The sequence below is a fragment of the Jiangella ureilytica genome (assembly GCF_004348545.1).
GTDB lineage: Bacteria > Actinomycetota > Actinomycetes > Jiangellales > Jiangellaceae > Jiangella > Jiangella ureilytica.
The window spans coordinates 26,765-50,878 of sequence record NZ_SMKL01000023.1 but is presented as its reverse complement, the minus strand read 5'-3'; the positions used below and the strand labels follow the sequence as shown (position 1 = coordinate 50,878).

The 24,114-nt window shown below is 74.2% G+C and carries 23 protein-coding genes; 12 read left to right on the top strand and 11 right to left on the bottom strand.

Going from position 1 to position 24,114, the window contains the following annotated elements; genetic code table 11:
- Positions 1 to 78: 78 nt before the first annotated feature.
- The 3 genes from E1212_RS12330 (at position 79) to E1212_RS12320 (ending at position 7,941) form a co-directional block, all read left to right on the top strand.
- On the top strand, positions 79 to 3,276 hold the full coding sequence (locus E1212_RS12330; RefSeq protein WP_131982781.1) for an ATP-dependent helicase: 3,198 nt from the start codon (positions 79 to 81) through the stop codon (positions 3,274 to 3,276).
- Complete coding sequence (locus tag E1212_RS12325; RefSeq protein ID WP_203416791.1) at positions 3,273 to 6,515, top strand: ATP-dependent helicase; 3,243 nt, start codon at positions 3,273 to 3,275, stop codon at positions 6,513 to 6,515. The genes E1212_RS12330 and E1212_RS12325 overlap by 4 nt, the downstream gene beginning before the upstream one ends.
- 493 nt (positions 6,516 to 7,008) lie before the next feature.
- Positions 7,009 to 7,941: an NUDIX hydrolase gene (locus E1212_RS12320; protein WP_131982779.1), complete on the top strand. Its 933-nt coding sequence runs from the start codon at positions 7,009 to 7,011 to the stop codon at positions 7,939 to 7,941.
- Positions 7,942 to 8,179: 238 nt separating this feature from the next.
- Here the strand turns inward: E1212_RS12320 and E1212_RS12315 are convergent, their stop codons facing one another.
- The 6 genes from E1212_RS12315 to deoD all read right to left on the bottom strand — a co-directional run bounded on the left by E1212_RS12315 (position 8,180) and on the right by deoD (position 12,646).
- Positions 8,180 to 8,725, bottom strand: coding sequence for a DUF222 domain-containing protein (locus E1212_RS12315; protein ID WP_131982777.1), 546 nt, complete (start codon positions 8,723 to 8,725; stop codon positions 8,180 to 8,182).
- Between the two features lie 54 nt (positions 8,726 to 8,779).
- The gene (locus E1212_RS12310; RefSeq protein ID WP_131982775.1) at positions 8,780 to 9,931 is read right to left on the bottom strand and encodes an RNA polymerase sigma factor; all 1,152 of its coding nucleotides are present in this window, start codon (positions 9,929 to 9,931) and stop codon (positions 8,780 to 8,782) included.
- Positions 9,928 to 10,335 carry a YciI family protein gene (locus E1212_RS12305; protein ID WP_131982773.1) on the bottom strand — a complete coding sequence of 136 codons (408 nt, stop codon included), beginning with the start codon at positions 10,333 to 10,335 and terminating at the stop codon, positions 9,928 to 9,930. Before E1212_RS12305 ends, E1212_RS12310 begins: the two co-directional genes overlap by 4 nt.
- An 18-nt stretch (positions 10,336 to 10,353) precedes the next feature.
- Positions 10,354 to 10,845: a pyridoxamine 5'-phosphate oxidase family protein gene (locus E1212_RS12300; RefSeq protein WP_131982851.1), complete on the bottom strand. Its 492-nt coding sequence runs from the start codon at positions 10,843 to 10,845 to the stop codon at positions 10,354 to 10,356.
- A gap of 95 nt (positions 10,846 to 10,940) precedes the next feature.
- Positions 10,941 to 11,945 (bottom strand): endonuclease/exonuclease/phosphatase family protein, encoded by a 1,005-nt coding sequence (locus tag E1212_RS12295; RefSeq protein ID WP_162605439.1) that lies wholly within the window; start codon positions 11,943 to 11,945, stop codon positions 10,941 to 10,943.
- Positions 11,942 to 12,646 (bottom strand): purine-nucleoside phosphorylase, encoded by a 705-nt coding sequence (gene deoD, locus E1212_RS12290; RefSeq protein ID WP_131982769.1) that lies wholly within the window; start codon positions 12,644 to 12,646, stop codon positions 11,942 to 11,944. The genes E1212_RS12295 and deoD overlap by 4 nt, the downstream gene beginning before the upstream one ends.
- Positions 12,647 to 12,699: 53 nt before the next feature.
- On the opposite strand from deoD, the gene nudC reads away from it, so the two are divergent.
- Positions 12,700 to 13,581 (top strand): NAD(+) diphosphatase, encoded by an 882-nt coding sequence (gene nudC / locus E1212_RS12285; RefSeq protein ID WP_162605438.1) that lies wholly within the window; start codon positions 12,700 to 12,702, stop codon positions 13,579 to 13,581.
- Here nudC and E1212_RS12280 read toward each other — a convergent pair.
- Positions 13,568 to 13,816, bottom strand: a complete 249-nt coding sequence (locus E1212_RS12280; protein ID WP_131982765.1) for a mycoredoxin — start codon at positions 13,814 to 13,816, stop codon at positions 13,568 to 13,570. The two genes, nudC and E1212_RS12280, sit on opposite strands and share 14 nt — an antisense overlap.
- A gap of 129 nt (positions 13,817 to 13,945) precedes the next feature.
- Here E1212_RS12280 and E1212_RS12275 point away from each other — a divergent pair, with 129 nt between their 5' ends.
- From E1212_RS12275 to E1212_RS12250, 6 genes are all read left to right on the top strand, one after another.
- Positions 13,946 to 16,033 carry an ATP-dependent DNA helicase UvrD2 gene (locus tag E1212_RS12275; protein ID WP_131982763.1) on the top strand — a complete coding sequence of 696 codons (2,088 nt, stop codon included), beginning with the start codon at positions 13,946 to 13,948 and terminating at the stop codon, positions 16,031 to 16,033.
- 123 nt (positions 16,034 to 16,156) lie between these two features.
- Positions 16,157 to 16,375: a hypothetical protein gene (locus tag E1212_RS12270; protein ID WP_131982761.1), complete on the top strand. Its 219-nt coding sequence runs from the start codon at positions 16,157 to 16,159 to the stop codon at positions 16,373 to 16,375.
- Between the two features lie 122 nt (positions 16,376 to 16,497).
- Positions 16,498 to 16,773: a WhiB family transcriptional regulator gene (locus E1212_RS12265; RefSeq protein WP_131982849.1), complete on the top strand. Its 276-nt coding sequence runs from the start codon at positions 16,498 to 16,500 to the stop codon at positions 16,771 to 16,773.
- A gap of 82 nt (positions 16,774 to 16,855) precedes the next feature.
- Positions 16,856 to 17,131, top strand: coding sequence for a hypothetical protein (locus tag E1212_RS12260; protein ID WP_131982760.1), 276 nt, complete (start codon positions 16,856 to 16,858; stop codon positions 17,129 to 17,131).
- Between the two features lie 180 nt (positions 17,132 to 17,311).
- Positions 17,312 to 18,748, top strand: a complete 1,437-nt coding sequence (locus E1212_RS12255; RefSeq protein ID WP_131982758.1) for an alkaline phosphatase family protein — start codon at positions 17,312 to 17,314, stop codon at positions 18,746 to 18,748.
- The gene (locus E1212_RS12250) at positions 18,745 to 18,939 is read left to right on the top strand and encodes a hypothetical protein (protein ID WP_131982756.1); all 195 of its coding nucleotides are present in this window, start codon (positions 18,745 to 18,747) and stop codon (positions 18,937 to 18,939) included. The genes E1212_RS12255 and E1212_RS12250 overlap by 4 nt, the downstream gene beginning before the upstream one ends.
- Before the next feature lie 146 nt (positions 18,940 to 19,085).
- On the opposite strand, the gene E1212_RS12245 is transcribed toward E1212_RS12250, so the two are convergent.
- The 3 genes from E1212_RS12245 to E1212_RS29990 are packed head-to-tail and all read right to left on the bottom strand — an operon-like array spanning position 19,086 to position 21,707.
- On the bottom strand, positions 19,086 to 20,396 hold the full coding sequence (locus E1212_RS12245) for an ABC1 kinase family protein (RefSeq protein ID WP_131982754.1): 1,311 nt from the start codon (positions 20,394 to 20,396) through the stop codon (positions 19,086 to 19,088).
- The gene (locus E1212_RS12240) at positions 20,393 to 21,496 is read right to left on the bottom strand and encodes a hypothetical protein (RefSeq protein WP_131982752.1); all 1,104 of its coding nucleotides are present in this window, start codon (positions 21,494 to 21,496) and stop codon (positions 20,393 to 20,395) included. The genes E1212_RS12245 and E1212_RS12240 overlap by 4 nt, the downstream gene beginning before the upstream one ends.
- Before the next feature lie 52 nt (positions 21,497 to 21,548).
- On the bottom strand, positions 21,549 to 21,707 hold the full coding sequence (locus tag E1212_RS29990; protein WP_092623275.1) for a DUF5679 domain-containing protein: 159 nt from the start codon (positions 21,705 to 21,707) through the stop codon (positions 21,549 to 21,551).
- Between the two features lie 601 nt (positions 21,708 to 22,308).
- On the opposite strand from E1212_RS29990, the gene E1212_RS12235 reads away from it, so the two are divergent.
- Positions 22,309 to 22,875: a M48 metallopeptidase family protein gene (locus E1212_RS12235; RefSeq protein WP_203416790.1), complete on the top strand. Its 567-nt coding sequence runs from the start codon at positions 22,309 to 22,311 to the stop codon at positions 22,873 to 22,875.
- Positions 22,876 to 22,905: 30 nt separating this feature from the next.
- On the top strand, positions 22,906 to 23,436 hold the full coding sequence (locus tag E1212_RS12230; protein ID WP_131982750.1) for a hypothetical protein: 531 nt from the start codon (positions 22,906 to 22,908) through the stop codon (positions 23,434 to 23,436).
- A gap of 30 nt (positions 23,437 to 23,466) precedes the next feature.
- On the opposite strand, the gene E1212_RS12225 is transcribed toward E1212_RS12230, so the two are convergent.
- Positions 23,467 to 24,024 carry an NUDIX hydrolase gene (locus E1212_RS12225; RefSeq protein WP_238992326.1) on the bottom strand — a complete coding sequence of 186 codons (558 nt, stop codon included), beginning with the start codon at positions 24,022 to 24,024 and terminating at the stop codon, positions 23,467 to 23,469.
- Positions 24,025 to 24,114 lie beyond the last annotated feature (90 nt).

Here is a 24,114-nt window from a genome sequence, read left to right as displayed (position 1 = left end):
GCGTTGCTGAGCGACCCTGTCGGACCCGCGTGGTGGGATGGGATCACTCGTCGGAAGCACAGGAAGGAGCGGCACTCCGTGAGGCGTCCCGCAGCGGTCCGGCTGGTGCGCACCGTCCGGCCCACGCCCCCGCCGGTCCGCCTCGACGACTCCCAGCTGCGCGCCGTCGAGCACCGCGGCGGGCCGCTGCTCCTGCTGGCCGGGCCCGGAACGGGCAAGACGACCACGCTGGTCGAGGCGGTGGCACACCGGGTCGAGCACGACGGGCTCGACCCCGAGCGGGTACTGGTGCTCACGTTCAGCCGGCGCGCCGCGGCGGAGCTGCGAGAACGCATCGCCCGCCGTCTCGGCCGCACCACCCGCGAGCCGCTGGCGCGCACGTTCCACTCCTATGCCTTCGGCCTGCTCAGGCGCGAGGCGATCACCCAGGGCGAGCCGTCGCCGCGGCTGCTGGGCGGGGCTGAGCAGGACGTCCTCATCCGCGAGCTGCTGCGCGGCGACGTCGAGCAGGTCGGCGCCGACTACTGGCCCGGCCACCTGCGCCCGGCGCTGCTCACCCGCGGGTTCGCCGCTGAGCTGCGCGACTTCCTCATGCGCGCCGTCGAGCGGGGCATCGGCCCCGACGAACTGGCCGCGCTGGGCCGCGCCCACGGCCGCGACGACTGGCAGGCCGCGGCCCGGTTCGCCCAGCAGTACGGCGCCGTCACGGCGTTCCGCTACCCGCCCACGTTCGACCAGGCCGAGCTGGTCCGCGCCGCCGCCTTGCTGCTGCGCGACGACCCCGACCTGCTGGCCCGCGAGCGGCAGGCGCGCGCGTTCGTCGTCGTCGACGAGTACCAGGACTCCGACCCCGCACAGGAGGACCTGCTGCGGCTGCTGGCCGGCGGTGGGCGCGAGCTGCTCGTCGTCGGCGACCCCGACCAGTCCATCTACGGCTTCCGCGGCGCCGAGCCCGAGGCGATCCGCCGCTTCGCCGACCGCTTCCCGGCGGCCGACGGATCGCCCGGCGAGGTCATGGCGCTGACGGTGTCGCGGCGCTGCGGCCCGCGGCTGCTCACGGCGTCGCGACGGGTCGCGGCGCGGCTCGGCGGGCTCAGCCGGCACCGCGAGCTGCGGCCCGCACCGCCACGACCACCGGGGACCGGCGACGGCGCCTCGAGCGACCGCGGGCTCACCGACGGCGACGACCGCGCGACGGTGCACCTGCTGGCCAGCGCGAGTCAAGAGGCCGCGTTCGTCGCCGGCCGGCTGCGGGCGGCGCACCTGCTCGACGACGTCCCGTGGGGATCCATGGCGGTACTGGTGCGCAGCGCGCCGGCCATCCCGGTGCTGCGCCGTGCCCTGGCCGGCGCCGGCGTGCCGGTCAGCGTGCGCACCGAGGACGTCCCGCTGGTGGACCAGCCGCCGGTCCGCGCGCTGCTGACGGTGCTCGAGCTGGCCACCGGCCTGCGCGAGCTCGACGTCGAGACCGCGCTCGATCTCATCACCGGGCCGCTGGGCGGGGCCGACGCGCTGGCCGTCCGGCGGCTGCGGCAGGAGCTGCGCGCCCACGAGCTCACCGCCGGCGGTGGCCGGGCGTCGGGCGAGCTGCTGGTCGAGGCCATCGCCGGCCCTCAGGAGCTGCGCTTCCTCGACGATCACGCCGTCGCGCCCGCGGCCCGGGTCGCCGAGCTGGTCGCCGTCGCCCGCGAGGCCGCCGAGGCCGACGGCGCCACCGCCGAGGACGTCCTGTGGGCGGTCTGGTCGCGTTCCGGGCTCGAGGCCCGCTGGTCCCGTGCGGCCCTCTCCCGGGGCCGGGCCGCACCGGCCGCCGACGCCGACCTCGACGCCGTCGTCGCCCTCTTCGACGCCGTCGCCACGTTCGTCGACCGCATGCCCGGCGCCGGGCCCGCCGGGTTCGCCGAGCACCTGCGCGACCAGCAGCTCCCCGCCGACACCTACCGCCCCGGCGGACCGCAGCACGACACCGTCGGCATCCTCACCGCACACGCCGCCAAGGGCCTCGAGTGGGACGTCGTCGTGGTCGCGGGCGTGCAAGAGGGCGTCTGGCCCGACGTCCGCGAGCGCGGCAGCCTGCTCGGCACCGAGTCGCTGGTCGACCTCGTCGCCTACCGCGACGGCTCCGCCGTCACCCGCGCCAGCGCCCGGCTGGCCGAGGAACGGCGGCTGTTCTACGTCGCCGTCACCCGGGCCCGGCGCCGCCTCTACGTCACCGCGGTGTCCAACGAGGAGTCGCAGCCGTCGCGGTTCCTCGACGACATCGACCCGCTCCCGGCCGACGGCGCCGTCGAGCGGCTGGTCCAGGCCCCGGGGCGCGGTCTCGACCTCCCCGCCGTCGTCGCCGAGCTGCGCGGCGTCGCCTGCGATCCCGCCCAGCCCGACGAGCGGCGGCGCGGCGCGGCGCACCAGCTGGCCCGGCTCGCCGCCGCCGGCGTGCAGCAGGCCGACCCCGACGAGTGGTACGGGCTGCGGCCGCTCTCCGTCACCGACCCGCTCGGCCATCCCGACCTCCCGGTCCGGGTGTCGCCGTCGAAGGTCGAGGAGTTCAACCGCTGCGAGCTGCGCTGGCTGCTCAAGGCCTGCGGCGCCACCGACTCCGACCTGCGCCGGGCCGGCGTCGGCTCGCTCATCCACGACCTCGCCGAGCGGGCCGCCGTCGAGAGCTGGTCCGACGACAAGCTGCTCACCGAGCTCGACAACTCGTGGCCGGGCATCGACGCCGGCGAGGGCTGGGTCGCGGCGCGCGAGTACACCCGGGTGCGCGACATGGTGCAGCGGCTGGGCCGCTGGCTGCGCGACAACCCGCGCACCATGGTCGGCGCCGAGCTCGACTTCGACGTGCGCGTGGGCGAGGCTCGGCTGGTCGGCCGGGTCGACCGCCTCGACGCCGACGCCGACGGCCGGCTGGTGGTCGTCGACTACAAGACAGGCGTCTCCGCGCCCACCACGAACGAGGTGGCCGAGCACGCCCAGCTGGCTGCCTACCAGCTGGCCATCGTGCACGGAGGGTTCGACGCCGCCACCGACGGCGAGCGGCGCAGCGGCGGCGCCAGCCTGGTCCAGCTCGGCAAGGACGCCAAGGGCCAGGCGAAGGAGCAGCTGCAGGGCGCCCTCCCCGACGACGGCGAGCCGACCTGGGCGCACGAGCTCATGGAACGCACGGCGACGGGCATGCGCCAGCCGACGTTCCGGGCCGAGAAGGGCGGCTGGTGCGGCTTCTGCCCGGCCCGGTCGTCGTGCCCGGTCTGGCCCGAGGGCGAGCAGGTGACGCCGTGACGACGGTGACACTCTCGCCCACGGAGCTGGCCCGCCGCCTCGGCCAGCCCGACCCGACCCCCGAGCAGGAGGCGGCCATCGCGGCGCCGCTCGCGCCGGGCGTCGTCGTCGCCGGCGCCGGGTCGGGCAAGACCGAGACCATGGCGGCCCGAGTGGTCTGGCTGGTCGCGTCCGGCCTGGTGCGCCCCGAGGACGTACTGGGCCTGACGTTCACCCGCAAGGCCGCCCGCGAGCTGGCCGCCCGCATCCGCCGCCGGCTGTCGCAGCTGGCCGCCCGCGGCCTGGTCACGCCCGGCGTCCTCGACGGCGAGCCGACGGTGCTCACCTATGACGCCTACGCGGGGCGCATCGTCGCCGAGCACGCCCTGCGGCTGGGCCGCGAGCCCGGCGCCCGGCTCATCACCGAGGCCGTGGCCTGGCAGTATTCCCAGCGGGTCGTGTCCGCCTATGACGGCGACATGGACGCCGTCGGCTACGCGCCGTCCACCGTCGTGCAGAAGGTGCTCGACCTCCACAACGAGCTGGCCGGGCACCTCGTCGACCCCGAGCAGGTGCGCGAGTTCACCACCGGCCTGCGCGCCCGCATCGAGTCGCTGCCCAAGGCCAAGGCGCAGCGCACCAAGGATCTCCTCTACGCCGACGTCGCCAAGGGCCTGGCCGTGCAGGACGCCCGGGTCGCGCTGCTGCCGGTCGTCGAAGAGTTCCGCGCCCGCAAGCAGGCCGACGAGGTCCTCGACTTCGCCGACCAGTCCGAGCTCGCCGCCAACCTGGCCGCCCGCTTCCCCGAGGTCGGCGCGGCCGAGCGCGACACCTACGGCGTCGTGCTGCTCGACGAGTACCAGGACACCAGCCACGCCCAGCTCGTGCTGCTCCGGTCGCTGTTCGGCGGCGGCCACCCGGTCACCGCCGTCGGCGACCCGTGTCAGTCCATCTACGGCTGGCGCGGCGCCAGCGCCGGCACGCTCACGTCGTTCCGCCGCGAGTTCCGGCCGTCCGGCGGCGAGGGCGACGACGACGGCGGCGGCGGTCTGGCCCGGCTCGACTCGCTGACCACGAGCTTCCGCAACGGCGCCGAGATCCTGCAGGTGGCCAACCGGCTGTCGCAGCCGCTGCGGGCCCAGGGCCTCGACGTGCCGGAGCTCACGGCGTTCGCGGGGCTGCCGCCGTCCACCGTCGTCGCGTCGCTGCACCTCACCGCCGACGACGAGGCCGCCGACGTCGCCCGCCGCGTACGGGCGTTCTGGGACGCCTCCGACGACGGCCGCACGGCGGCGGTGCTGGTCCGCAACCGCAGCCAGATCCCGCGGCTCGAGTCGGCGCTGCGGGCCGTCGACCTGCCGGTCGAGGTCGTCGGCGTCGGCGGGCTGCTGGCCACGGCCGAGGTCGGCGACGTCGTGGCCACGCTGCGGGTGGTCAACGACCCCTCCCGCGGCGACGCCCTGATCCGCCTGCTCACCGGGTCGCGCTGGCGCATCGGGCCGCGCGACCTCGACGCGCTGGCGCGCTGGGCCCGGCGGCTGGGCCGCCCCGGCGACGACACCGGCGGCGGGCGGCCGGGCCGCGGTCTCGCGGCCGACGGCATCGCACTCGACGAGGTCGACGAGCTGAGCATCGTCGACGCCCTCGACGCGCTGCCCCAGGGCGGCGACTGGTTCTCGCCCGACGGCGGCCGCCGGCTGCGGGCGCTCTCGGCCGAGCTGCGCGAGCTCCGCACCCGTACCGGGCAGTCGCTCACCGAGCTGGTCCACGACGTGCAGCGCACCCTCGGCCTCGACATCGAGCTGGCGGCCCGGCGCGGGCCCGGCGGGCGGGCCAACCTCGACCGCTTCCTCGACGTCGCCGCCGAGTTCGAGTCGCGCGGCGACGCACCGACGCTCTCGGCGTTCCTGGCCTACCTCGACGCCGCCGAGACCGCCGAGCGCGGCCTGGCTCCCGGCGAGGTCGAGGTGTCCGGCGACCGCGTCCAGGTGCTCACGGTGCACGGCGCCAAGGGCCTCGAGTGGGACGCGGTGTTCGTCACCGGCCTGGTCGACAAGATCTTCCCGTCCGGCGGCGAGCGGCAGCGGGCCTGGCTCGGCGACCCGGGTGAGCTGCCGTACGCGCTGCGCGGCGACGCCGGCTCGCTGCCGCCGCTCGACCTCGCGGGAGTCGCCGACCAGGTGGGCGTGCGCGACGCCGTCGACGGGTTCTACGGCGACGCCGCCGCGGCGGCCCGGCTCGAAGAGCGCCGGCTGGCCTACGTCGCGGTCACCCGCGCCCGGCGGCTCCTGGTCTGCTCCGGCTACTGCTGGGACGACGCCACCCGCCCGCGCGAGCTGTCGATGTTCCTGCACGAGATCAAAGTGGCCTGCGAGGACGGCGCCGGCGAGGTCGGCGTCTGGGTGCAGCCGCCCGGCGACGACGACACCAACCCGCTCGCCCAGAACGTCCGCGAACTGCGCTGGCCCTACGACCCGCTCGGGCAGCGGCGGGCGCTGCTCGAGAACGGCGCCGCGCTGGTCCGGGCCGCACAGGGCGCCGTCGACGGCGTGCTCTTCGACATGGAGCAGCCGGTCACCGAGTGGGACGCCGAGGTCGAGCGGCTGCTGGCCGAGCGCGAGCGCAACTCCTCATTGCGGCCCATCGACGTGCCGCTGCCCGAGCACCTCTCGGTGTCGCAGCTGGTGGCGCTGCGCGAGAGCCCCGAGGGCCTGGCCCGCTCGCTGCGCCGGCCCGTGCCACGCCCGCCCGCGCCGCTGGCCCGCCGCGGCACCCTGTTCCACTCCTGGCTCGAGTCGCGCTGGGGTGCGCCGCGCCTGGTCGACGTCGACGAGCTGCCCGGCTTCGCCGACGACGGCGCCGCCCCCGACCGCGAGCTGGCGACGCTGCAAGAGGCGTTCCTCGAAAGCCACTGGGCCGGGCGCACGCCGGTCGAGGTCGAGGCGCCGTTCGAGCTGCTGGTCGCCGGCGTGCTGCTGCGCGGCCGCGTCGACGCCGTGTTCACCACCGAGCGGGGCGGCATCGACGTCGTCGACTGGAAGACCGGCCGGCCGCCCTCCACCGACGAGGAGGCGGCAGCGCGCACCGTGCAGCTGGCGGCGTACCGCATGGCGTTCGCCCGGCTCTACGGCCTGCCGCTCGACCACGTCGGCGCGGCGTTCCACCACGTGCGCCAGAACGTCACCGTCCGCCCGGCCGACCTCATGGACGAGGAGGAGCTGACGGCGTTGATCACCGCCGTCCCGCACGCGGAGACCTGAGGGGCCGCGGCGAGGTGGGGCTGACAAAGCTCGCCGCGGCCCAGTTCGTGATGGAACGCCGGTCCCGCGATGGTCGCCGGACCCGGCTGCCCTGCAAGGCGCTGGTCCGGCGACCATCGCGCTCCCGCTGCTCCGTCCCCGTCGAGCTGCGCGGGAGCCGTGTCCCCGGCCGCTGCGCGAGAGTCGCGACCACGGGACCTATGCCCACCACTGTGGTCAATACGGCGGTAATCGGCCAGGTCACGCAGGGAAGTGTGACGATCGGCCGGATTCTGTGACGACGCAAGGAACGGGTCGTGCGGGAACGGCCGATCGGCGCACGTGGAGAGGGCGCGTCAGCGGGAGCCGGGTCCGCCCGGGGTGGACTGCCCGGCACGCGTGGAAGTCCGCATCATACCTGTTCGCGGGCCATTTGGCAGTAGAAATGACTCGTTGTCTCGGTCCCGGAGATGCCCCTTGATCGGCATGCCCGGCCGGGTGACACTCCTGTCTCGTGACCCCCCAGCTGAAACCGCTGCGCCGCATCGCCGCCTACGCCGTCTGTCTCGACGCGTCCGCGCGCGTGCTGCTCATCCGCGAGTCGGTGCGGTCGGGCACGCCCGGGGTCTGGACGTTGCCGGGCGGCAGCGTGCTGCACGGCGAGCACCCGCGCGACGCCGTCGTGCGCGAGGCGGCCGCGGAGTCCGGGCTGCTGCTGCGCGCCGTCACGCCCATCGACGTGCTGGCCGACACCCGGGCGCGGCCGCACCGCGAGGTCACGCTGCACACCGACCGCATCCTGTTCGAGGCCGAGGTCATCAGCGGCGAGCCGGAACCGCTCTCGCCCATGGTCGACGACGTCCGCTGGGTCAGCCTCGACGAGGCGGCCACCCTGCAGCTGCGCCCGTTCGTCGCGCAGATCCTCAAGCTCCCCCTGTCGACGGTGGACCTGCCGCCCGAGCGGATGCCCGAGCTGCCCGGCTTCCACATCCAGCAGGCGCCCGACGGCCGGCACACCGTCCAGCGGTTCGCCGCGTACGGACTGGTCCGCGACCCGCACGGGCGGATCCTGCTCACCCAGGTCGCCGACGGCTACCCCGACGCCGGCTGCTGGCACCTGCCCGGCGGCGGCACCGACTTCGGCGAGCAGCCGTCGCAGGCGCTGCTGCGCGAGCTGCACGAGGAGACCGGGCAGGTCGGCCGCGTGCGCCGGCTCCTCGGCGTGGCGAGCCACCGCGAGCCCGAGCAGGTCGGTCCCGAGGGCTTCGCCATCGACTGGCACGGCGTGCGGCCCTACTACGACGTCGTGGTCGATGAGCCCGCCGAGGTCGTCCTCGCCGACGTCGGCGGCTCCACCGTCGGCGCCCGCTGGTTCGACCCGGCCCAGGTCGCCGGGCTCGCGCTGACCGCCGTCACCACAGAGGCGCTGCGGGCGGCCGGGTCCTGAACGGTCGCCTTCTTGGGGTGGGTCCGGCGGAGGGGCGGTGGATGCTGCGCCGGCTCTGCGGCCAACCGTGGTGGACATCGAGCGCGGCCACTTCACGCCGGCTCCGCATCCACCGCCCCTCCGCCTGGTGAGCCCTGCTCGCGTTGGTGAGGCCGGCTCCCCCTCCGCCGCCCCGGCTCCGGGCGAGGGCGTGTGCGTTCTCGGAGCCGGCGCCGCGCGGCGGTGACCTCGAGCGGGGTCAGGAGGAGGCGCGGGTCTCGCCGTTCTCTCCGTTCCCGCCCGTCTCGGGCGGTGTCATGGCGTCGTCGAGCCAGCGGCGCAGCTGCGGCTCGGTGAGCTCGGGTGCGCGGGCCAGGGCGACCGCTTCGACGGCGGCTCGGGTGGCCGGGCCGAGCCGGCGGGTGCGCTGGGCGATGACGCGCGCCTTCGGCAGGGTGATGCGGCCGTCGTCGAGGGCGGCGAGGGTGGCCGGCAGGCCGGTCACGAGGTCGACCGCCAGGGTCACCAGCTCGGTGGCGGAGTCGAGGTCGAGATGCAAGGCCTCGGCGATGGTGACGGACGTAGCCGGGCCGCCCGGCGGCTCGGGCCGCGACGCGAGCTCGGCGATGACGCGGGCCCGCATGGCGTCGAGGTGGGCGCCCTGGCGCTGGTAGGCCGCGGCGACCCGGGGGAGGTCGCGGCGGGGGAGCGCGGGCGGGTCGAACGTCTCGAGCACGGCGTTGAGGACGGTGCCGGGGGCCAGGCTGGCCCAGGCCGCGCTGGGGTGATCTCCGGGGCGGATCATGTCCCGCAGCCTATCGCACACCTGTTCGAAACGGCGACCGAATCAGACGCACTCTCAGGAACCCCGCAGCTGCTGGCGCACCCGGGCCGCCTCGCGCGTCAGATGGTCGCGCTCCGGCACGCTGGTCGCGGCGCGGGCCGCGTCGGCGTACAGGCCGGCCGCGCGCGAGAGCTCGCCCGCGCGCTCGTACAGATACGCCGTCACCGCCGCGTACCGGGGCAGGCTCGGGTCGACCCCGTCCAGCGCCGCCAGGCCTGCCTGCGGCCCGTCGGCCTCGCCGACCGCCACCGCGCGGTTGAGCCGCACGACCGGGCTGTCGCCGGTGAGGGGCAGCAGCTCGTCGTACCACTCGACGATCTGCACCCAGTCGGTCTCCGAGGCTCGAGCGGCGTCGGCGTGCAGGGCGGCGATCGCGGCCTGCGCCTGGTACTCGCCCAGCCGGTCGCGGGCCAGGGCGGCCTGCAGGATCGCCACGCCCTCGGCGATGAGGCCGGTATCCCACAGCGACCGGTCCTGCGAGCCGAGCGGCACCAGCCGGCCACCCGGGCCGGTGCGCGACTCGCGGCGGGCGTGGTGCAGCAGCATGAGCGCGAGCAGCCCCGCGACCTCGGGCTCGTCGGTCAATGTGACGAGCTGGCGGGTGAGACGGATCGCCTCGGCCGCGAGATCGACGTCGCCGCCGTAGCCCTCGTTGAAGACGAGGTAGAGCACGCGCAGCACGGTCGGGAGATCGCCGGGCTGGTCGAGCGGCTGCCCCGCGATGCGCCGCTTGGCCCGGCTGATCCGCTGCGCCATGGTCGCCTCGGGGACGAGGTGGGCGGCCGCGATCTGCCGCGTCGTCAGGCCGCCGACGGCGCGCAGCGTCAGGGCGACGGCCGAGGCCGGCGGCAGCGTGGGGTGCGCGCACAGGAAGTAGAGCCGCAGCGTGTCGTCGGTCGACGGGGCCGGGCCCGGAGGCGGCTCGGCGTCGACGGCGACCTCTCGCCCCCGCCGCGACGTCTCGGCCCGGACGGCGTCGAGGAACTTGTGCCACGCGGCTGCGACGAGCCAGGCCTTCGGGTCGCGGGGTGGATCGTCCGGCCAGGTCGCCAGCGCCCGGATCAGGGCCTCCTGCACGGCGTCCTCGGCCGACGCGAAGTCGGCGCCGCGGCGGACGAGGATCCCGATGACGGTGGGGACGAGCTCGCGCAGCAGCCCCTCGTTCACTCCGTGCCCAGGAGTTGCTCGGAGAACAGCGGCCGGACCTCGAGCCACTCGCGGGTCGGTGCGCCGCCGGCGCCGGGAGCGGCCGACAGCTGCCCGGCCAGCTCGACCGCCCGCTCCCACGACTCCACGTCGATCAGCATCCAGCCGGCGATGAGGTCCTTGGTCTCGGCGAACGGGCCGTCGGTGACCGGCGGGCGGCCCTCGCCGTCGTGGCGCACGAACGTGCCCTCGGGGCGCAAGGCCCGTTCGTCGACGAACTCACCCGTCTCGACCAGCCGGGCGGCGAAGTCGCGCATGTACTGCACGTGCGCGTCGACGTCCTCGGGCGTCCACTCGTCCATCGGGGGCTGGGGGGCGACGGCGTCGGGCCCGCCCCGGTAGTGCTTCAGCAGCAGATACTTCACGATGATGATCCTTCCTGGTCAGACCTGCCCGGACTTCTGCTGGATCAGCTCCTCGACGGCGCTCGGCAGGGTCGACTCGAAGTCGATCAGCTTCGCCCACGTCGGGGTGACGACGATGCGCACCATCTGGTCGTACAGGGCGCGGACCCCGGCCTCCCACTCGACCCGCTGCTCGGGCGTCATCTCGTAGGTGGTGTTCATCTCCATGTACTCGTCCGGAATGCCGTCGACGACGTCGAGCTCCGCCGTGCCGCGGATCAGCAGCAGGTTCGGCGGGTGCACCTCGGTGTCGATGGTCAGGGCGACGGCCGGGTTGCGGCGCAGATGCGCCAGCTTCGGGGCGTTGGTCGACGTGCACATGACGATCTCGGTGCCGTTCCAGGAGAACCCGATCGGGACGGTGCGCGGCGTACCGTCGGCGGCGACGTAGGCCAGCCGGGTGATGTCGCGGGCCAGCAGCTCCTGGCTGAGGGGGCGGTTCAGGACCTCGGCGATCTGGTTCGGCTGCACTGTCATCACTCCCATCCTCGAGTGGCCCTCGCGGCCGCTCGTACCCCGGGGACGGAGCCGGCGCACGGTTCTCGACACGTGCCGCTAACGAATCTCTAGCCCGCCGGGCGCAGCACGGCCAGCACGGGCCGGTGGTCGCTGCCGCCGGCGGCGCCGAGCACGCTGAACGACACGACCTCCCAGGCCCGCGCGTCGGCGAGCACGTGGTCGATGGGCGCGCCGGCCCACCACGGCCACCCCGCGGGCCAGGTGCCGACGGCGGCCGCGTCGCGTTCCGCGGCGGCGTCGGCGCACGGCTCCGGCGAGCGCAGCGCCGGGTGGTCCAGCGTCGCGTTGAAGTCGCCGGCGACGATCGCGCCCTCACCGCCCTTGCAGCGGCGCACCGCCCAGACGGTGTCGTCGCGCCAGCGAGCCATCGCGTCGCCGGTGGGTGGCCAGGCGTGGACCGCGGTGATCGGCGGGCCGTCACCGCCCGCGACCGGTCGCACGGTGAAGGAGCCGAGCCCGCCCGACGGGTCCGGCTGCGGCTCGCCGTACGTTCCGAGCGACGACGCCACCAGGAGCCCCGTCGCCGACGTGATGCCGGCGTCGACCTGGTGGTGGAAGACCTGGAAGGCACCTCCGGCCAGCTCCGCCGCCCGCGACGTCGTGGCCGCGGAGGTCTCCGGCAGCACCACGACGTCGGCGCCGTACGCCGTCACCAGGTCGGCGACGACCGACGGGCCGGCGCCGTCGTACAGCGTGTTGAAGGCGAGCACCCGCACCTCGCCCTCGCCGGAGGCCGACGACGCGGCCGGCTCCACCCGGTCGGTCCAGACCCCGCGAGACCACAGCACGCCGGCCGAGAACACCGTCGCCACCGCGACGACTCCGGCGACCGCCGCCAGCGGCCACCGGGCCCGCCGGATCAGCAGCGCCAGCACGGCCACGCCGACCACGGCGCAACCGCCGGCCACCACCGTCAGGCCGCGCAGCGCCACCAGCTGGGCCGGGCCGTAGACGCCGGCCAGGCCGAGGCCCTGCGGCCAGACGACCACGACCGCGAGCAGCGCGGCGGGCACGGTCGACCCGGCCAGCCACGCCCACCCGCGCGGTGTCACGACGAGACGGAGTCCAGAGCGAGCTCGACCATCTCGGCGAACGTGCGCTCGCGCTCCTCGGCCGACGTCTCCTCGCCGGTGACGAGGTTGTCGCTGACCGTGCAGACGGCCATGGCCCGGGCGCCGAACTTCGCGGCCAGCGTGTACAGCGCGGCCGCCTCCATCTCGACGGCCATGACGCCGTACTGCGTCAGCCGGTCCCGCAGCTCGGGACGGTCGTGGTAGAAGGAGTCGGTGCTGAACAGCTGCCCGACGTGGTACCGGGCGCCGGCCGCCTCGGCCTTCTCGACGTAGGCCCGCACCAGCGAGAAGTCCGCCGTCGGGGCGTAGTGGAAGCCCTCGAAGCGCAGCGCGTTCATCGACGAGTCGGTGGCCGCGGAGACGCCGATGACGAGGTCGCGCAAGGCGACGTCGGCGAGCAGCCCGCCGCACGACCCGACCCGGACGAGGGTCTTCGTGCCGTACTCGACGAGCAGTTCGTGGACGTAGATGGCGAGGGACGGCTGGCCCATGCCGGTGCCCTGGACCGAGAGGCGCCGGCCCCGGTAGGTGCCGGTGAAGCCCAGCATGTTGCGCACCTGCGTGTAGCAGGTGACGTCGTCGAGGTAGGTCTTCGCGATCCACTCGGCACGGAGGGGGTCGCCCGGCAGCAGGACGGTCTCGGCGACCTCGCCGGACGCGGCAGCGATGTGGGTGCTCACGAGTGGAAACGGTATCCGGCGTAGGGTCGTGGGTCGTGCACGAGGCCTATGTCTTGCCCGGACCCCTCGCCCTCTCGCGTTCCACGGTCGACCGCGCCGCCGACCGCCGCGCCGACGCCGCGTGGCTGGACTCCCTGTGGTCCGACGACGGCACCCGGGTGCTGCTGGTCGGCGACGGGACGGTGCCGGTCGACGGCGACAGCCTGCGGTTCGTCTCGCCGGCCGAGGCGCCCGACGGCGACCGCTTCCTGCTGGGACTCGACGACGACGGCGTCGCCTTCGTGGCCGTCCACGTGGGTGAGAAGCCCGACGGCGGTGCGACGCTGCGCGAGGTGGGCACGGTGCTCGGAGACCGCGACGCCGGCCTGGCCGTCCATGCGATCGCGCTGGCCAACTGGCACGCGACGCACCGGTTCTGCCCGCGCTGCGGCGGGCCCACGCAGGCCGAGCAGGGCGGGCACGTCCGCGTCTGCGAACTCGACGGGTCACAGCACTTCCCGCGCACCGACCCCGCGATCATCGTGCTGGTGGTCGACGAGAAGGATCGCTGCCTCCTGGGCCGGTCGGCGGCCTGGCCGGGGCGCCGGTTCTCGACGCTGGCCGGCTTCGTCGAGCCCGGCGAGACGCCGGAGCACGCCGTCGTGCGCGAGCTCTACGAGGAGGTCGGCGTGCGGGTGACGGCGTGCCGCTACGCCGGCGCCCAGCCGTGGCCGTTCCCGTCGAGCCTCATGCTCGGCTACTACGCGACCGCCGCCGGCGAGGACCCGACGCCCGACGGCGAGGAGATCGCCGAGGCGCGCTGGTTCAGCCGCGACGAGCTCACCGCGGCGATGGAGCGCGGCGAGGTGCTCCCGCCCAGCGGCATCTCGATCGCCCGGAAGCTGGTCGAGGGCTGGTACGGCCGGCCGCTGCCGGCCGACGTCAGCCGGCGATAGCGGTCAGCTTGGCCTTGACCTGCGCCGGGCTGGGGTTGGTCAGTGAGCTTCCGTCGGCGAACACCAGGGTCGGCACGACGGCGTTGCCCGCGTTGATGCCCATGACGAGGTCCGCGGACTTCGGGTCGGTCTCGATGTCGACCTCGTCGAACGTGATGCCCTCGCGGTTCAGCGCGGTCTTGAGTCGACGGCAGTAGCCACACCAGGTGGTGCTGTACATGGTGAACCGCGACATCGACTCTCCTGCTCTCGCGAAACCTCGTTGACGTGTCAGCTGGTTCAACACGGGCGCTCGCCCGGATTGTTCCGTACCGCGACGCGATCCGCCTCGCATCCTGTCGGTGCCGGCTGTCAGGATGGAGCGATGCCAGCCCCCGACGTCCTCGCCGGCCTCGATCCCGAGCAGCGAGCGGTCGCCACCGCGCTCACCGGGCCGGTCTGCGTCATCGCCGGCGCGGGCACCGGCAAGACCCGCGCCATCACCCACCGCATCGCCCACGGCGTGCACACCGGGGCGTTCGATCCGCGCCGTACGCTCGCCGTCACGTTCACCACCCGCGCCGCCGGCGAGATGCGCGGCCGGCTGCGCGCCCTCGGCGCCGAGGGCGTGCAGGCGCGCACCTTCCACTCCGCGGCGCTGCGCCAGGCCCGCTACTTCTGGCCGCAGATCACCGGCTCCGACCTCCCCGAGATCAACTCGAGCAAGCTGCCCATCGTCGGCTCGGCCGCGTCGCGCTGCCGGGTGCCCACCGACCGCACGGTGCTGCGCGACCTCGCGTCCGAGATCGAGTGGGCCAAGGTCAGCAACGTCCTGCCCGAGGCCTACGTCACCGCGGCGGCGGCGGCGCACCGCGAGGTCGGCAACGTCGACCCCGACTCCGTCGCCCGCGTCTACGCCGCGTACGAAGACCTCAAGACCGACCGCAACGTCCTCGACATGGAGGACATCCTGCTCGCCGCCGTCGGCCTGCTGTCCGGGCATCCGGGCGTCGCCCAGCAGGTCCGGTCGCAATACCACCACTTCGTGGTCGACGAGTACCAGGACGTCTCGCCGGTCCAGCAGAAGCTGCTCGACCTCTGGATGGGCGATCGCACCGACGTCTGCGTCGTCGGCGATCCCGCCCAGACCATCTACTCCTTCGCCGGCGCCCAGCCCGACTACCTCGTCCGCTTCCCCCAGCGCTTCCCCGGCGCCACCGTCGTGCGGCTGTTCCGCGACTACCGCTCCACGCCCCAGGTGGTCGACGTCGCCAACGCCGTCCTCAAGCCCGGCCGCGACGCGCTGGCCGGCGTGGTGCTGCAGGCGCAGCGCCCGCCCGGCCCCAAGCCGGTCTTCATCGAGCACACCGACGAGCTCGCCGAGGCCGCGTGGGTGGCCGACCAGGTGGCCAAGCTGGTCGCCAACGGCACGCCGCAGCGCGAGATCGCGGTGCTGTTCCGGGTCAACGCGCAGTCCGAGGCGTACGAGCAGGCGCTGGCCAACGCCGGTGTCGCCTACGTGGTCCGCGGCGCCGAGCGGTTCTTCGACCGCGGCGAGGTGCGCCAGGCGGCCATGCTGCTGCGGGCCGCGGTCCGCACGGCCGACGGCGCCCCTGACGCCCCCGATGCCGCGGCGGCCACGGCCGCCGTACTCAGCTCGGCCGGCTGGTCGCCCACCCCGCCGGCCGGTGGCGGTCAGGCCCGCGAGCGCTGGGAGTCGCTGGCGGCGCTGGTGTCGCTGGCCGAAGAGGTCGTGGCGGCCAAGCCCGGCGCCGGGCTGGCCGACGTCGTCGACGAGCTCGAGGCCCGGGCCACGGCCCAGCACGCCCCGGTGGCCGACGGCGTCACCCTCTCCTCGCTGCACTCGGCCAAGGGCCTCGAATGGGACGCCGTGTTCGTCGTCGGCTGCCACGAGGGCACGCTGCCGCTGAGCTACGCTGAGACGCCCGCCCAGATCGAAGAGGAACGCCGGCTGCTCTACGTCGGCGTCACCCGGGCCCGCGAGCACCTGTCGCTGTCGTGGTCGCTGGCGCGGCAGCCGGGCGGGCGCGGCAACCGCCGGCCCAGCCGGTTCCTCGACGGCGTCCGCCCCGGTGGCGGGGCCCGCAGCGACCACCGCGCCGAGCGCGGCGCCGGGGGCAAGGCCCGCCGGTCGGGTGCTCCGGCCCGCTGCCGGGTCTGCGGCGCGCCGCTGGTCGACGCCGTCGACCGCAAGCTCGGCCGGTGCGGCAGCTGCCCGTCCTCCATGGACGACGCGCTGTTCGAGAGGCTGCGCACCTGGCGGCTGGAGCGGTCGCAGGAGCAGAAGGTGCCGGCCTACGTCGTGTTCACCGACGCCACGCTCATCGCGATCGCCGAGGCCAAGCCGGCCGACGAGACCCAGCTCTCGGCCATCCCGGGGGTCGGCCGCACGAAGCTCGACCGCTACGGCGAGGACGTCCTGACCCTGTGTCGGGAAATCGTCGAAGAATGACCGTAAAAATAGGTTGCCCCTTACACAGGGCCCGGAATAGCATGACCGAGCACCTTGCAATGCAGGGTGCCCACGATCCGGAGAGACCGGCTCGGGATTGACACGGAAGGAGGGAAGCGCCTGATGAAGATCACGACTCTGAACCCGTCTGCGTGCGGTGTCGGCTTCGCGTATGAGCGCGCCCTCCGTGGTGTCTCCCAGAGCGCCCGGGTGCGTTCCGTCGCGCCCGTCACCGCCCCGATGACGGGTGAAGTGCGTCCGCAGGCAGATGCCCCGACGACGCACCTCGTCGATGGGGTCAAGAACGGCGTGCGCGTCCGCACCTGGGGTCCACCGGTCTAGCCATGACAAGACCGGCGCCTTCCAGGCCGCGGACCCCACACCGGGATCCGCGGCCTTTTTGTTTGCCCAGGCAGGCAGTGTCTGCCCGAACCGACTCGGAAGGAAGGGAGGTGACCGAACTCATGATGCTGACCAGCGTTCTCGACCGAGCCGTAGCAGCCGACGAGTCCATTCCGTGCCGGAGGGACCCGGAGCTGTGGTTCGCCGAGTCGCCGGCTGATGTCGAACACGCCAAGCTGCTCTGCCAGGAGTGCCCCGTGCGGGCGCAGTGCCTCGCGGGAGCGATGGACCGGGCCGAGCCCTGGGGCGTGTGGGGCGGAGAGCTCTTCGTCTCCGGAGCCGTCGTGGCGCGCAAGCGCCCGCGCGGACGCCCCAGGAAGAACGAGATCGCGGCGTAGTGGACCAGCACGACGCCGAGACACGAGTTCAGGGCACCAACGGCAGCTGCCGACGACCGATGACCCCGATGGACGGACCGACATGACGACCGAGCTCCGGGCCGCGACGCCCACACCCGACCTTCCGCAGATCACTCCCACCACCGTGAACCGAGACTTCAGGAGCACCGAGATGCATCTCATGAACGAAGCCCTCGCGCGTGCGCACTGTATGGAGCAGCGCGAGCGAGCGCTGCAGGAACAGCGAGTACGGCGCGTGCTGGCCGTCCGCCGGATGGACCGGCGGGCCGCCCGGGCGGCGCAGCGAGCCAGGAACCTGGCCGCCGCGGCCGTCGCGATGCGCAGCCGCACGTACTGATCGGTTGAGGTAGCGCCTGTCCGATGACAAGCTGACCTCAAGCCGACCGCGAGGTCCCATGCGGGGGCGAGTCCCGCAAGGGAAAGGGAACCAGTCCTCGTGAGTTCAGGTCGCCATCGCGCTCTGTCAGCAGCAGCCGAAACACTGACCGACCCCGCACTGTCCGGCATCGTCGACCTCGTGGCCTGGCCCGAGGACGGCGACGGACAGCGCGGGGTCGTCGTCATGAACGCGGCCGGATCCGCGCGGCTGCGGCCCGGCGAGCCGGACGAGGTGCTGGCCGGTCGCAACCCCGTCGCCGACCAGGACCCCATGGCGTTCCTGCCGTACGGGTCCGAGGTCGCCGATCCGTCGCCGCCGAACGAGCGCAACGCCTACCCGTACGCGGCCGAGCGGCTGTTGTCGGTGTTCGCCGACCCCGCGCGCTCGCCCGACCTCGTCGTCGTGCACACGCCGCGGCACTACTTTCCCGAGCTGGGTGGTCACCGGGGTGAGCACGGCAGCCTCGACGTCATCCAGTCGCGCGCGCCGCTGCTGCTCAGCGGCCCGGGCGTCCGGGTCGACGGCATGGTGGCCGACCACGCGCGCCTACGCGACATCGGCCCGACGCTGGCCTGGCTGGCCGGCGTCGACCCGTCACCGTCGCACGGCCGGCTGTCCGACGCCCATGGGGAGCCGCTGGACGGCGTCGTGCTCGACCGGCTGGTCGGCCGCGGCGCCCGCTGGGTCGTCGGCATCCTGTGGGACGGCGCGCACTGCGGTGACCTGCTCGACCAGGCCGCCGCCGGCCGGCTGCCGAACGTCGCCCGGCTGCTGTCGCGCGGGGGCGCGCTGACCGGTGGCGCCGTCGCCGAGTTCCCCAGCCTGACGCTGGCCAACCACACGTCGATCCTCACCGGTGCCGCCGTCGGCCGGCACGGCGTGCTCGGCAACCTGTTCCTCGACCGCACCACCGGACGGCGCATCGACGCCAACGACTCCACCACCTGGCACCGCTGGCCCGAGTGGGCCCGCCGCGACGTGCCGACCGTGTTCGAGCAGGTGGCCGCCGTGCGTCCGGACGCCCTGACCGCCTGCGTGAACGAGCCGGCCGACCGCGGCGCCGGCTACTCGACCATGCAGCTGATCAGGCAGAGCGGTACCGGCGACGGCTCCGTGGCGCTGGCGCACCTGATGCCCGACGCCGCCGCGTCGCCGTACCTCGGCAACCGCGCCCACCTGGCCGACGACTACTACACCTGGGCCACCCGCGCCGACGACGTCGGCCTGCAGCAGGTGCTGGGCCTGTGGGAGTCGGCGGCGGCGGCGCCCGCGCTGATGTGGTGGGCCAGCGCCGTCACCGACGCCGGTCACCACGCCGGCGGGCCGCGGTCGGCGATCGCCCGCGACTCCCTCGCCGACTCCGACCGCCGGCTCGGCGCGTTCCTCGACCGGCTCGACGCCCTGGGCGTCGCCGACGACGTGGTGGTGCTGCTGACGGCCGATCACGGTTTCGAGGCCGCCGACCCCGGGCGCACGGGTGGTTGGGACCAGCCGTTGCGGGCGGCGGGCCTCGAGTTCGACGATATCGGGCCGGGGTTCATCTACCTCGGCGCAATGGGTGGGGGGAACACATGACGACCATGGGGGAGAAGCGCGTGTCCGAAGCGGTGCAGGTGACATGCGCCCAGTGCGGGACGACGGCCGAGGACGTGCCGTTGACCTGGATCAGCAGCGTGGAGCGCGGCCGCACGCTCTACTACTGCGACCGCTGCGCGCGAGACAACCTGCGATCCATCGAGGCACGACTCGACCAGGCCTGGTGGTGAGGGCGGCCGCTGCTGACCGTGGGCGCTGTGGCCGGGTGCCGCACGTCACCCGCGAACCGTGTCGCCTCCTGAACGGGCCGTAGGAGTCGGCGGTGCCGACGAGCGTGACGCCCGGCTCGACCGCCCGGCGTGATTCCCTTCGCGGGTCAGGCGGCGAAGCCCGGCAGCCAGCGCTCCAGCTCGGCCCGGAACGGCGCCTCGCAGTCGAGCTGCGACAGCACGCCGAGGCCGCCGATCCAGACGCGGTGGATGAGCAGGTACGACGGCGGCAGGTTCAGCTTGAGCCCGATGGAGTAACCGGGCCGGCGAGGGTCGTTGATGCGGGCGAACTGCTCGCGCATCCACGGGCGGTTGAAGTGGAACCGCTCGACCCGGGCCGGCTGGAGGAACGGCGCGAGGTAGTCGTAGAGGTCCTCCGGGTCGAGGTGGATGTGCGCTTTGACGAAGCCCTCTTCGCGCAGGCCGTCGAGCATCTCGTCGGCCTGTCCGGCCAGCGCCCGCCGCAGCAGTTGGCCGATGGACGGCGGCAGACCCTCGGGCAGCCGGGCGACGGCGCCGTAGTCAAGCACGCCGAGCCGGCCGTCGGCCGTGATGCGGTAGTTGCCGGGATGCGGATCGGCGTGCAGCAGGCCGGCGCGGGCCGGGCCGGAGAACAGGAACCGGACGTACAGCAGCCCGGCGTGGTCGCGCTCGTCCTTGGTGCCCTCGGCGATGACCTTCGACAGCGGCAGGCCGTCGAGCCACTCGGACACCAGCACGTGCTCGGCACCCTCGACCAGGCGGGGCACGGCGAACTCGGGGTCGTCGGCGTAGGCGAGCGCGAAGCCGTCCTGCGCGTCGGCCTCCATGCGGTAGTCGAGCTCTTCGACCATGCGGTCGTGCAGCTCCTCGACCAGCGCCTTGGCGTCCATGCCGGGGACCAGCGCGCCGATGGAGCGGCCCAGCCGGGCGACCTGGCGCAGGTCGGAGCGCAGCGCGTCGCCGGCGCCCGGATACTGGATCTTGACGGCGACCGTGCGGCCGTCGTGCCACACGGCCCGGTGCACCTGGCCGATGGACGCCGAGGCGGCCGGGGCGTCGTCGAAGGAGCGGAACCGGTCGCGCCAGTCGGGGCCGAGGTCGGCGGCGAGCACGCCGTGCACCGTCTCGGCCTTCATGGGCGGCGCGGACTCCTGCAGCTTGGTGAGCGTGGCGCGGTAGGGCGCGGCCAGCTCCTCGGGGATGCCGGCCTCGAGCACCGACAGCGTCTGCCCGAACTTCATGGCGCCGCCCTTGAGCTCGCCCAGCACCCGGAAGACGTGCTCGGCGGTGCGCTGCTGCACGTCGGTGCTGACGGACTCGGCCGACGCGCCGCTGAGCCGCTTGCCCAGGCCCAGCGTGGCGCGCCCGGCCAGCCCCAGCGGCAGCGACGCGAGCTTGAAGGCGCGGTTGACGGCATTGCGAGGCACATCGCTCACATCACCCATTGTGCAACCTCATCCGCTCCGGCCGCCCAGCCGCACCCGCAGCCCGGGTGCCGGGTCCAGGTTCGCCGCCGCGGCAGCCCCGACGGCAGCGTCACCTCCATGGTGCCGTCCACGGCGGCCGGAACGAAGCCGTCCAGGTGGGCGAGCACCTGCGTGGCGGCCAGTCCGGCGACGACGGCGGCCAGCGCGGCGTCGCAGGCCGGTTCCGGCGGCGGCCGGCGCATCGCCTGGTCGAGCACGAGCGGCCAGTGCGGGTCGCGGCCGGTGCGGTGCAGGTCGTGACAGCGCAGACAGGACGAGACACCAGGCAGGACCAGCGGCCCGACCACGCCGGTGAGCTCGATGACGTGCGCGAGGAGGTGCGGGACGCCGAGGCGGAGCAGCTCGGCCGCCTCCTCGCGGCCGGTCCGGTCGGTGGGCGCCAGGACGGCGAACGCCGGGCCGCCACCGTCGCGAACGCCGTCGCCGGCCGCGTCCGAGCGCAGCAGCTGGTCGAGCGCCGCCCGGCGGGAGGCGCCGACCGCGTCGGCCGAATGCCCGCCGGGGCTGACGTCGGCGGGACGCACCGGCTCGCCGTCGAGCACCACGACGTCGCCGACCCCCGCGGCCGCGAGCAGCCGGGCGACCTGGGCGCCGACCCGGCCGGCGCCGTGCACGTCGACGCGGGCCAGTCGCCGGGACGCGAGGACGCCGTCGCCGCCGTCGGCCGCCCGGGCCAGCAGCCCGGCCGACGAGCGGTCGGGCTGACGGCGCGGGTCCGGCCCTCGCCGCGAGCCGGGCTGACGCCGGGAGCCCGTTCGGCGGCGCCGGTCTCGCCGCTCCGCCGGGGCGAGCCGGTCGCCGTCGACCACGGCGCCCGCCGTCAGCAGCAGGTCGGTGAGCTGGTCGGCGGCCGCGCGGCCGATGCCGAGCTCTTCGGCCAGCTCGCGCAGCCCGGTGAGGTCGGACTCGCCGGTCATGGCCTCGACGAGGCGGCGTTCGGGCCGGCTGAGACCGCCGACCACCAGGGCGAGGTCAGGTGTGACACCGACCTGCAGCGTGGCGTCGTCGCGCCAGGTTCGGCTCAGAGCGGGATGGAGGATGGGGCGCACAGCGGCATCCTGCCCCGTTCGGCGCCGCCGTGCGTCCCGTTGTCCACAGGCCTCAGACGCGTCCGAGGATGCGGTTGAGGTTGGTGGAGCAGACCGGGCAGGTGGCCTTGGCCATGCGGGTGCCCTTGTCATTGACGACGATGTCGCCCGTCGCCTCGCGCTTCTCCTTGCACTTCACGCAGTAGAACTCACCCGTGTACGTCTCAGCCATTCGTGGCCTCCCAATCCTTCGTAGCAGGTGCGGAAGCAGCAGGTCAGCCGCGTCCCCCGTGTGGTTTGAGCCGACACACTACGCCAGCGGGCGGATCCTTCGAGGGAGAAATGACGAGCGAGAAATGCGCACGGCGGGATCTCAGTTCCGCTGACGGTCGCGCGCCTTCCCCGGGCGCGCGGAGGTGTCATCGTTATCCGAGATCCCGCCGAGCGGGATCGGGCGGCCCGTGCGATGTGTGGTGTGCAAGGGATTCGAACCGCCGGACATGTCAGTGAACGTACGGCGATCCCCGAGTGTCGGCAACGGGAACGCGGAGGGACTGTCCCAAGGCTGTGGATAACCTTGTGGACGACTTGTGCAGGACTACGGTCATGCTTGTGGACCACCGGTGCGCAGCCTGTTGACGACGGATTCACTTCGTGACGATGGAGGCGCTGACCAGCGCCGATGCAATCCACCACATGTGCACGAAGAAACTGTGGCGACCAGTGCGTGCACGAAGCCGACCGACCTGGGCAATGGCGTCGTAGGCGGCATCTCGGCCAGTTATCCACATTGCATCCACGCATTGCCGGTCGGATGGGTCTACGGTGCATCCATGGTGGCTCCGGACGTCGAGATACGGCGCTCGTTGCGCCGTCGACGCACCGTCACGGCGTTTCGCGAGAACGGCCGCATCGTCGTGTGCCTCCCGTCCCGGCTCAGCAAGGCCGAGGAACGCCGCTGGGTCCAGGTCATGCTCGATCGCCTGGCGGCGCAGGAGAAGCGCCGCCGGCCCAGCGACGAGGGCCTGCTCGCACGCGCCGGCGAGCTCTCGCGCAAGTACCTCGACGGCCGCGCCACCCCCACGAGCGTGCGCTGGAGTGCCAGCCAGCGGGCCCGATGGGGGTCGTGTACGCCCAGCGACGGCTCCATCCGGCTGTCGGCGCGGCTGCAGGGCCTGCCCACGTGGGTCATCGACTACGTGCTGGTCCATGAGCTGACGCACCTGTTGGTGAACGACCACGGCCCGGAGTTCTGGGCGCTGGTCGGCCGCTTCCCGCGGGCCGAGCGGGCGCGCGGCTTCCTCGACGGCTACAGCCACGCGGCCGGCACGGCCGACGAGGACGGCGACGGCGACGGCCCGCCCGGCGGCGACGACGAGGACGACGTCACCGACGATTGACCGGGGGTCTCACCTGGGTAATGTCCGGCCGTGACGTTGACGCAGGCGTTCGTCGGCATCCCCGCGGGCTCGATCACCTGGGAGGGGTTGCTGAGCGGCGCGCTCGCCGTCCCGGCGGTCTTCCTCGCGGCGCTGCTCGCGTTCTGGCTGCAGTCGCGCCACGGCGCGCGGCAGGGCCTCGTCGAGGCGGTCGAGTCGCTGCGCGAGCTGGTGATGCGGGTGACGTCGGCGACACCCAGCCAGGACGGTGCGTGGGTCCCCGGCGGGTCGCGCCGGCTCACCGAGGCCGAGGCGCGCCTCTTCGTCGACCTCGGCGAGCGGGTCGCCCGGGTCCGCGTCCGCTGCGGGCGTCGCGACCGGGTGCTGGCCGCAGGCCTGCGCAACGCGCACGTGAGCGTCATCGACGCGGTGGTCACCGGCGAGACCGCCGACGCCGCCGCGGTGTGGCGGTTCCTCGACGCCTGGCTGGACCAGCGCGGCGCGGTGCGCCGCGGCCGCATCACCGTCGAGGGCCTGCGGGCCCGCCGCCGCACGCTCGAGCCGTCGGCCACCAAGGCATGACGCCGTCGTCGATCAGGAGGAACGACGACGTCAGAGTGCGGCCCGCGCGGCCGCGATGAGCTCGACGACGCCGCCGCCCAGCGGCTGGGGCAGGTCGTCGTAGCCGAACCAGCCGAGGTCGTTCGACTCGTCGCTGATGGCCGCGACCGCGCCGGCCGGCGCCAGCGCGACGTACTGGACGTCGAGGTGGTGCTCGACGACGCCGGGCCGGCACGGCGCCGGGTGCCGGTCCAGCTGGACCGGCCGGCCGCCGGCGCCGAGGCGCAGCCCGGCGATACCGCTCTCCTCGGTGGCCTCGCGCAGCGCCGTCGCGGCCAGCGAGCCGTCGCCGTCCTCGCAGTGGCCGCCGGCCTGGAGCCACAGGCCGGCCTTGGCGTGCAGGAGCAGCAGCACCCGCCCGGCGGCGGGGTCGACGACGATCGCGCTGCCGGTGAGGTGCGCGGGCACACACGCGCGCCGCATCGCATCGGGGCGGGTGTCGAGCACGTCGAGGTAGTCGCGGCGCAGCCGGTCCTGCTCCGGCGACGGCGCGGCCCACCGCGACAGCACGGCGACGGCGTCGGCGTGCAGCGGGTCGGCGATGGTCACGCGGTCATCTGCTCCTCGAGGGTTCTCGGGCCGGGCATGGCCCCGATTGACCTCACCCTGGCTCGGCGCCTCGCACCGACGATGTCGAGG

Coding starts and splice junctions, on each gene's coding strand:
- E1212_RS12260 (WP_131982760.1), top strand. CDS start 16,856: ATGACGACCGAGCTCCGGGCCGCGACGCCCACACCCGACCTTCCGCAG.
- E1212_RS12315 (WP_131982777.1), bottom strand. CDS start 8,725: ATGATCCGCCCCGGAGATCACCCCAGCGCGGCCTGGGCCAGCCTGGCC.
- E1212_RS12235 (WP_203416790.1), top strand. CDS start 22,309: ATGGTGGCTCCGGACGTCGAGATACGGCGCTCGTTGCGCCGTCGACGC.
- E1212_RS12280 (WP_131982765.1), bottom strand. CDS start 13,816: ATGTCGCGGTTCACCATGTACAGCACCACCTGGTGTGGCTACTGCCGT.
- E1212_RS29990 (WP_092623275.1), bottom strand. CDS start 21,707: ATGGCTGAGACGTACACGGGTGAGTTCTACTGCGTGAAGTGCAAGGAG.
- E1212_RS12250 (WP_131982756.1), top strand. CDS start 18,745: ATGACGACCATGGGGGAGAAGCGCGTGTCCGAAGCGGTGCAGGTGACA.
- E1212_RS12265 (WP_131982849.1), top strand. CDS start 16,498: ATGATGCTGACCAGCGTTCTCGACCGAGCCGTAGCAGCCGACGAGTCC.
- E1212_RS12270 (WP_131982761.1), top strand. CDS start 16,157: ATGAAGATCACGACTCTGAACCCGTCTGCGTGCGGTGTCGGCTTCGCG.
- E1212_RS12275 (WP_131982763.1), top strand. CDS start 13,946: ATGCCAGCCCCCGACGTCCTCGCCGGCCTCGATCCCGAGCAGCGAGCG.